The sequence below is a fragment of the Streptomyces sp. NPDC058052 genome (assembly GCF_042885515.1).
Classification (GTDB): domain Bacteria; phylum Actinomycetota; class Actinomycetes; order Streptomycetales; family Streptomycetaceae; genus Streptomyces.
Map to the genome: position 1 here is coordinate 1 of NZ_JBHVRX010000066.1, position 8,200 is coordinate 8,200.

Consider the following 8,200-nt stretch of genomic DNA (forward strand, 5'->3'; position numbering starts at 1 on the left):
GATCCACGGCCGCGACTGACGTTTCCCCACGGCTAGACCAACGACCAGCCGAACCGAAAGTCACATGATCAACAGCTTCTGTTAGGACCTCTAAGTGCTTGATCTGCACTCGAAGGCGGTCCCAGCCAGCTCGCCGGGTCCCGATCACGTGTCGGCGCCATGGGTGAGATTGCTACAACGAGATCCTCTGTGAGGTCATCGAGGCGAGCTCCCCGCTGCGCCCGAGCCGGGTGAATTCGGCGATCGGGCTGCTGCAGTGGCCTTGGAGGACGTGGAGGAGCATTCGCTCGGTGTCGCCTTCGCAGCACAGGATCGCGAGGACACCGGCGCCGATCGGCGCCATCATCGTCGGTCGACAGGATCTCGGTGATGACGTCCATGCTGCCGATCCGCTCCAGGCCAGGAGCAGGGCATCGGCTTCGCCGTCCTCCAGCAGTTTCGCGAGGCGCTTGTTGGCATTGCCGCGCATCGGGACGGAAGGCGTATTGCCAGCAGGTCTGGCCGCTGGGTACGTCCAGAGCGGTGATCTTGTGCGCGTCGGCTTCGTGTCGGCTGACCACGTACACGCGCTCGCCGAGAGCGGCCCAGTGCAACAGGGCTCCGTCCTGCTGCTCGTGGACCCATTGCAGGGAGCCCTTGGTGGTGAAGGCCCACAGGCTGCTGTCCGCGGCGGCGCCGTCGGCATCGCCCCGCCTCCCGGTATGCAGGAACACCCCGCCTGCGTGCACCTGCGGTGGGGCGACCGGGATACCGCTGACAGGAAGAGTCCACAGCAATACGTGAGACGCGAGGTCGACCGCATGGAGGTGCGCATCCGGTGTGGCCGCGAACAGCGTCCCGTGGTCGACCACAGCCGCGTCATCCAGCATGTGAGCGGGCAGCGGCTGACCCTTCCTGCCCGCCCGCAGATCCACGGACACAATCCTGCGTTCCCGGTCCGCCACGAAGACCTGACCGCCTCCGATCACCGGCGGCGAGTTGAAAGCCGTCTGCATAGGCCGTGTCGGCTCACCTGTCACCGCGTCGAATCCCAGGAGCCAGTAGCCATCGCGCACCACGAGAGTGCCGCCGGCAAGCACAGGCTGCACGGCCTTATCGCTCAGGGTCGACTGACTCCACACCACAACGTCCTGCCGACTGCTCGCCGCCGCACGCATCGCCTTGGACCTCGCGGCTGGGCGGGCTGGCACACCCGACGTGGACCTCGCCCCCGCGGTGAGGACAGGGCCGGCTGGAGGGACGAAGTAGGGAAGGCCCTGAAGGTCTGCCATCAGCGAGGCCAGGCCGACCTCTGATCCGCTCGGAGCGTAGATGCCCACGAGCTCGGCAAGATGCGAGAACAGCGCATCGGCTTCCGACGCGAGCCCCCGAGGGGTGAGCTCGATCAGTGAGAGCTTGCTCAGCAGACGCCATGCCAACTCGGCCTGCCTTGGGATGACGCCGTCGGCGTGCCCGGCAGGCAAGGCAGCGGCCACCAGCGCGTCGAACTGCACCAGACGGTCACGTACCTCCTTGTTCGTGTGGCTGCCTTGGGCCATGCGGCGCCGGAACTCCCCGGCACTCGGCGCCGCCGCAGCCACGACGGCCAGAGCCGCCAGCTGATGTGCCGGCCGACAGGCGGGCACAACCCCGAGCGCCAACCTCCGCCGACCGCTCTGCAGCAGAGGCCACTGGCTGATCACAACGTCCAGGAACGCTTCCACCAACTGCACCGACTTGGCATCGCTCGCGACCAGCCGAGGCTGGCGACGCACTCCCACGGACAGAAGGTGCTCAGCCCCCGCGGAGTTCTGCCCGCGGACCAGAATGTCGTCGACCCTGCTGATCGGATGGCCCTGGAAACGTACGTGTGTGGGAGTGATGTGGTCGCCAAGGGCCGGAACCGGCCGACCCGTGAGGAGGTGGGACAACAGCACGGCGCCGAACCGATGCTCAAGCACGATGCCGCCACCGGTCGCGTACGGACCTGCGGACTGCGCTTCCCTGACCGCAGCCATCTCGCGTACGACTCGCTCGAGGTTCGCCGCGTACGACAGTCCGTTGTGCCGGGTCAGCTCCTTGGCCTTCTATTTCGCATAGTGATGCGGGTTCACGGGTCGTCCTTCCACCAGCACAGTCCCGTGACCTGGCTGCAGAAGCGAACGTGCACCGGAAACCCCCTGTGCTGCTGCTCAGCCACTTTCGGCTCTGGGTTCATGGCGTGGTCACGGGCCGCACCGGGAGCCGGGGCCGTTACGGGCGGCTTCCACCGTGACAACGAAGTGCCGGCCAACGGAGTTACGGGGCAGTGGACGCCCCGCGCGTGTGCGCTCATGGCGGCGCGGCCTGCGAAAGCAGCCGGAAGACGGCTCTGAGCAGGCGTGATGGAACTTTGACCTGCTGTCTCTCGCGAAAATGCCACGGAAGTCTTTCGTTGAGATGGCACTGCAGGCCGCTTAGCGTTCTGGCAGGCACCGCCCGCCCTGGAGGACGAGCTCGACCCCAGCTGAGCGTGCCTGACAGGCCGTCCGCAGCGCCGCGGCCTCGGCGGACCTTGCGGACGGCCCGGCATGACGGCGTCGCCGTCGCAGTGGTCGGCTCCCGCAGGTCTGCGACGGTCCGCTGGTACGTCGTCTACGCGTCTGGGGCGGTCCGGCGCTGCAGGTGCCCGATCTCGACCTGCCCGGTCGTGCCGTCGGCGTACTGGACGGTGCAGCGCTCTCCCGGCGGCGCACCGCACTTGGGGCAGGTGCCCACGGGCTTGCGCGGCCCCGGGGGCCGCTTCTTCGGCGGCTCGGTCGCGTAGGCGTTCTTCGAGGAGCTGGGGCGCGGGGGCCGGTATCGTGACCGCCCCTGGGGCCCCGGGGAGTTCAATGTCCCGCCGGGCACCCGGGCCCGGGGTGAAGGTGCGCGGCCCCGGCCTACTCGTCGCCGAGCTGCTCCGCGTACCAGGGGGAGGACTCCGAGGGGCGGCGCCGGTGTGCCCAGAAGCGGCCGCGCCGCGGGGTGCCGACAGGCGGAAGGGCGAGCGGCAGCTCCGTCTCGATCTCCGGGTCGTCCTGCACGGGCGGCTTCGGCATGAGCCGCTCGGGCTCGAACCCGGGAAGCCCGAAGCGACGAACCTGCCTGGAGAAACCTGAGGGTGAGCTGGCCTCGGGTGCGGTCAGCGCGTACTCCATCGGCCACCCCAGAAAAGCCCACCGCTCCATACGGATCCGGCCGACGATGTGTATCCGGAACCGGTCTGCCGCCTCCCACGCCTGCCGGGTGACCTTCCGGTTGGTCACCATGAGCGCGACGTCCACGTCGTGATCGGCACGGGCTCCGTTCAGCTCGCGTATGTGCGACGCGTCCACGGAGTTCTTGTCCGGCTTCGTCGAATGCTTGCACTGCACGATGATCCGCCCCAGTTGTTCGAGCGTCCCCGTGATGTCCACCCCTCCGTCGTTGGCACCGCCGCGCACCACGACGTTCCGGCCACCGGAGGCCGTAAGGAGTTCGGCGACGAATACCTCGAAGGTGTAGCCGTTGAGCTGGTCGACGTCATCGAGTCCGAGCACGGACAAGCGCCCTACAGGCAGCATGGACGCGGCCCGGCTCGCAGTCCTGACGTCTCCTGCAAGGGCTTCCTCCCGGAGGTTCTCCTCGAACTCCAGTACCTCCTCCCTGGTGCTGAAGACGTCGGTGCCGAAGTCGTACGCCCTGCGACCCGACAGGGATTCCTCGGCGATCCGGTGCCCTATGTACTGCCACCACATCTCGCCGAGCTGGCACGAGATCTTACAGGTGGGGCTGGGTCCGCATCCGCAGTGCACGGGAGCGATGAACCCTCCGGGACCGCGGCGGATCCGGCCGTCGTCGTGGTGCTTCACGGGGTGTTCTCCTCGGTCGGGTTTCCTGAGGGCCGGCCGGCGCGGGGCTCGACGTGCCGCATGGCGGCGGAGCGGCCGGAGCGGCTGCGGCCGTAGCCCTTGGGCTTTCTCCGACTTCGGTGACCAGCGGCCGCCCGCTTCGAGTTCTTCGTCCGGGGCGCTGTGCTTCTTGGCGACGGAGTAGCCGGAGGCTCGCCATCCCTGGGAGGTGAAGGTGCGGCCGTTGCGGTTGATCAGGATCGTCATGCGACGACCCGGCAGAATGAGAATAAGGCACCTCGCTTGTCGTTTCGTCGCCCGATCCGACGATCGTTTAAGTCCGTCGTACCCTTTTAGTGGTGACCTCGATACTTCCGGGCCTCATGCCCGCATCTGGCCAGCAGCCCTACTTCTGGGGAGAGCTCGGCCCCTTCTTCAACCCGCCGCCGCAGGAGCTCCCCTGCTGCGCCATCCACGGTGAGAGGCTCGACCTGAGGAACCGGACTGCCGCGGTCGCGGTCCACGAGGCCGGCCACGCCGTCGCCGCTTTCGTCCTCGGCGTCCACGTCCCCTCGATCACCCTCACCTTCACCGAGCTGGACCAGACTTGCGGGCAGGTGACCCAGGTGACCGGAGCGAACAACGATCTGCTCTTCGAGCACACGAAGCGGACCGTGCTGACCGTCCTCGCGGCCGGGGTGGCCGCTAACGCGTGGCTGCTGCGGGAGTCCGGCCTCGCCACCCCCGACCGCATGTTCTTCGCGGAGTGCGGCGGCCGCGGCGACTGGATGTTCGCGAAGTCCGTCGTGCGGGAGAACACGAGCGAGGAGCTGGACCCCCGGGACTACTGGCGGTACTGGGCCATCGCCGACGAGCTGCTCGCCGAGCATCGCGTGGCGGTGGCCCAGGTCGCCGAGCTGGTGATCGCCGGGCCCGTCTCGGGAGACGAGGCGGCCACCTCGTGCGGGCTGGTCAACTCCCCGCCGATCCAGCGGCCAACCGTGTAACGACCGGCGCGAACGTGCGCTAAACAGGACTGAGTCCCTCTGGGCTGTCTGGCACGATTCCCCCATGAGGAGAGACTTCGACATCGTGCTCCTTCGTCGGTCAGGCGTCCCGTCATGACCGACACCGCTCCCCGTATGCCGACGAGCTCCCTGATCCGGCCGCTGCGCACCGGGAGGCTGGTGTGTGGGCAGGGTCAGCCCGATGCGCGTTGCCGGAGGACGCTGCTTCTTGCGCTTGCGCAGGATCTGGTACCGGGCGGGCGTTGTACGAGAGCTCTTCTCGGCAGATGTCCAGGAACGCCTTCTGCGCGGAGACCACCGCCTCGGCCTGGAGCTGAAACCGGGCAGCCTTCTCAGTCGCCTCTGTCCCCTCGCGGGACCGAGGGCACTTCCCTCCACCTGCCAGGGCCCCGGACGGCAGCTGTCAGGTGACGAGCCCTCACGTCGTCTGGACCCCGATTATCCGTCAGAGAGCACTCCAGGCACGCAGCTGACGGCCGACCAGTGCGACCCCGATCGAGCCGGATGCCGCGTTCCGCACCAGAGCGACCGCCTCCTTCGGCAGGTGGACGGCAGCATCGAAGCCGCGGGATGGGGATGGGTCCCGGACCCGCCATCCGGCCAGTGGGCGGGCATCAGTGAGCAGACGTCCCTGTGTGCGTCGCGCGGGAACCTCCAGCGCGTCGCAAGGCGTCGGTGGAGGCACAGAGCTGCTCCGCTCCGGCCGACAGGCTCTTTGAAGGCGGCGATGTGATCTGGCCGTGCCGGGGGGTGCAGTCAGGTGGTCGCGGGCCGTGCCCGGCTCTTGCGTGGTGGTTTGCATACAGGGCACGGCTTGCCGGTGCCGCCACGGCGTGTCCGCTGGTCAGGAGTGGCCTCCCAGTGGCCGTGGCAGCCTGGCTTCCGGCAGCGCCAACTGCACAGCAGGGTGGAACTGGGCCGGAGGTCCGCCGCCGTCCACGCCGGTTGACCGACGACCTCGACGAGTTCACCTGCGAGTGCTTCGTGCCGGTCCAGGAGCGACTGGCCGGGCTTCGGGCGAATCCGGCCGGCGGTGCTGCGCTCGCGGGCGCACGTGGGACAACCGCTCAACTGGCCTGTGCGGCGGTTGAGCGGAGCGGGGTACACCTTTGCGCACACCGGGTCCGGGCACTTCCAGAGGCAGTCCTGGTTCGCGTTTGGAAGCAGATCGAATGCGGTCCGGTCCGGGTGACCGATCACTTCCACCAGTTCAGCGGCCATCTCGGGGTTGACCTCGCCGAGCGATGTGCCGGGGGCGGGACGCCGCTTCTTCGCGGCCATCCTCTTGTAGCCGCATTTGCGGCACCCGCGCCCGGCGAGAGCGCGGGTGTATACGGGAACGTCCCACTGGTGTCCGCAGTCCGCCTCCTGACATCTCCATGTACAGAGGTCGTTGCAGCCCGGCGCCATACGGGCGAGGCCCACGCCGGGGTTGGTGAGGTTCGCGACGAACTCGGCTTCGAGGTGCGGAGCGGCGGTCAGCGCTGAGACGGCGGGTGCCGCCACGGCATGCTGCCAGAGCTGCGCTCCCTTCGTGAGCGCCGCCGTGGCCTCGGCGGGGGCCAGTTCCTTCCAGGGCAGTCCCCGAATCCGGAGCAGCGCGCCGACGGCCCATGCCCAGTCCTCGGGGTCTGTTCCTGGGCCGGCCTCGAGGACGGTGGTTGCGGACAGCGGGATCGCCGGCAGCCCCCGCTCCCGGATCCTTTCGAAGTCGAGTCCGGCGGCTCGGGCGGCCTGAGCCTTCGCGGTGTCACGCCGCAGGCTGTCGGGCTGGCTGTGTGTCCACAGCGGATCCAAGTCGATCAACAGGTCGGGGCCGGGTAGGAACAGGTCGAAGCGGTCCTCCTTCCTGCCGGGCAGGCGGACTCGGTGGTCGAGTTCAACGACGAGTCCCGAAGCCGCCTCGACGAGCATCGCGACCTTGCACTCGAACTGAGAACGCCCGTGCCCGGAGCAGTCCCGACAGCCGCGCTGATGGGTGCGGTTGGCGACGGTGGCCGACCAGTGATGGCCCTGTCCGCACTCCCAATCACACATGTCGTGGGACTGGGGTCGCAGGGTCTCGGGCCCGCGTGAGGGCCGGTCCTTGTTGCGCCGGAACTGCGCGGTCAAGACCGGGTCCAGCTCGGCGAGCGACTCCCCGGGCCCTGGAGCACGGTTCCGGCGCTTCCAGCACTCCGGGCACCCTGTGGGGTTGATACTTCGCGCCCTGAACTGGAAGCGGGCCTCCCACTCGTGGCCGCACTCTTCCTCGGCACAGCGCCACTGGCATTGGTCCGGGGACGATATCGGCAGGTCCTCCAGGGCGTAGCCCGGGCTGGAGATGTTGCTGACGAACTCCGTCCGCAGCCGAGTCAGGACTGCCGCGATCTCACTGGGCCCACGTCTCTTTCCCATGACCGGTGATCCTCGCAGCCGGCACTGACGGCGGTGCCTACCCCGCGGCCGAACCCGATCATCGACGTGCCCGCGACGGCGGTCTCCTGCGCGCAGGACTACACCGCGGTGCTCGATATCCGTGCCGTATAGGGAGCGCGGTCGGGCGCCCGGCTGCTGTGCCGCGTTCGGGACCCGCCTCACCGTCAGCGCCGGCGTCTCGGCCGGGGTCTCGTCGCAGCCGGCGGCGTGTTTGGGACGGCATCAAGACCCAGGAAGACGCGGTCACCGGCATGGACGCCGGCAGGGCTGCCCGGACCCCGGTGGGGTCAGTCCGAACCGCTGCTGCCCGGGGCCGGACGAAGCCGCGGCCAAGGAGACTCCCCCCGGACGGGCCTGGCTTCTGCCTTGTCACTCCAGCTCCCCGGCGCGCGGCGCCTGGGCTGCTGTGCAACCACCGCCGTGGTTCCTCCGTGACGCCTGCCCCGGCCTCGACGTTGCAGGGGTGATCGTGTGCACGCAAGGGGCGTCCACCGGTACCCACCTGGGCACCCCTCCCAGGATCCCCTTTAAGCATTAGTCATGCGTTAATTGCATAATGCCTGCTAGTTTTGCATCATGCTGAGTACTGAGGAAAGTCTCCGGCTGACTGTCGCCGCGCTCATGACGCGGACGGGGGAGAAGCAGGCCGTGCTCGCCGCCGGCATCGGTCTGTCCCAGGCGCAGGTGTCCCGGAAGCAGTCGGGTGCCGCGCACTGGTCGCTGGAGGACGTCGACCAGCTCGCCGCCCACTACCGCCTGCCCGTCCTCGACCTCCTCGCCGGACCGACGCACGCGGTCGACGTCCTGCACGGCACCGTGCCCGCTCTCCAGGGCGGCACCCTCGCCGTCCCCCCGGTACACCTCCCCCCGCCCGCCCAGGGCGCACTCCCGGCCCCGGCCCCGGCCCCGGCCGCGGCCGGGGCC

General features: G+C 68.9%; 5 protein-coding genes and 2 pseudogenes. 2 read left to right on the forward strand and 5 right to left on the reverse strand.

Annotated features, from left to right (window positions below):
- Positions 1 to 172 precede the first annotated feature (172 nt).
- The 3 genes and pseudogenes from ACFVU3_RS39705 to ACFVU3_RS39715 all read right to left on the reverse strand — a co-directional run bounded on the left by ACFVU3_RS39705 (position 173) and on the right by ACFVU3_RS39715 (position 4,097).
- Positions 173 to 469, reverse strand: coding sequence for a hypothetical protein (locus ACFVU3_RS39705; protein ID WP_390073672.1), 297 nt, complete (start codon positions 467 to 469; stop codon positions 173 to 175).
- A 52-nt stretch (positions 470 to 521) separates the two neighbouring features.
- A pseudogene (locus tag ACFVU3_RS39710) lies at positions 522 to 1,997 on the reverse strand (PQQ-binding-like beta-propeller repeat protein); the annotation flags it as partial.
- A gap of 903 nt (positions 1,998 to 2,900) precedes the next feature.
- The gene (locus tag ACFVU3_RS39715; protein ID WP_390073669.1) at positions 2,901 to 4,097 is read right to left on the reverse strand and encodes a restriction endonuclease; all 1,197 of its coding nucleotides are present in this window, start codon (positions 4,095 to 4,097) and stop codon (positions 2,901 to 2,903) included.
- Between the two features lie 92 nt (positions 4,098 to 4,189).
- Between ACFVU3_RS39715 and ACFVU3_RS39720 the strand changes: the two genes are divergently transcribed.
- The gene (locus ACFVU3_RS39720) at positions 4,190 to 4,837 is read left to right on the forward strand and encodes a hypothetical protein (protein WP_390073670.1); all 648 of its coding nucleotides are present in this window, start codon (positions 4,190 to 4,192) and stop codon (positions 4,835 to 4,837) included.
- Positions 4,838 to 5,614: 777 nt separating this feature from the next.
- On the opposite strand, the gene ACFVU3_RS39725 is transcribed toward ACFVU3_RS39720, so the two are convergent.
- Together ACFVU3_RS39725 and ACFVU3_RS39730 are read right to left on the reverse strand one after the other, a co-directional pair.
- On the reverse strand, positions 5,615 to 6,970 hold the full coding sequence (locus ACFVU3_RS39725) for a zinc-ribbon domain-containing protein (protein WP_390073673.1): 1,356 nt from the start codon (positions 6,968 to 6,970) through the stop codon (positions 5,615 to 5,617).
- A 72-nt stretch (positions 6,971 to 7,042) separates the two neighbouring features.
- Positions 7,043 to 7,255: pseudogene (locus ACFVU3_RS39730) on the reverse strand (zinc-ribbon domain-containing protein); the annotation flags it as partial.
- A gap of 597 nt (positions 7,256 to 7,852) precedes the next feature.
- Between ACFVU3_RS39730 and ACFVU3_RS39735 the strand changes: the two are divergent.
- The coding region (locus tag ACFVU3_RS39735) for a helix-turn-helix domain-containing protein (protein WP_390073671.1) at positions 7,853 to 8,200 on the forward strand (348 nt) is incomplete at its 3' end.

Excerpts from the sequence above, each read along its gene's own strand:
- ACFVU3_RS39705 (WP_390073672.1), bottom strand. The coding sequence starts at position 469 with ATGCGCGGCAATGCCAACAAGCGCCTCGCGAAACTGCTGGAGGACGGC.
- ACFVU3_RS39715 (WP_390073669.1), bottom strand. The coding sequence starts at position 4,097 with ATGACGATCCTGATCAACCGCAACGGCCGCACCTTCACCTCCCAGGGA.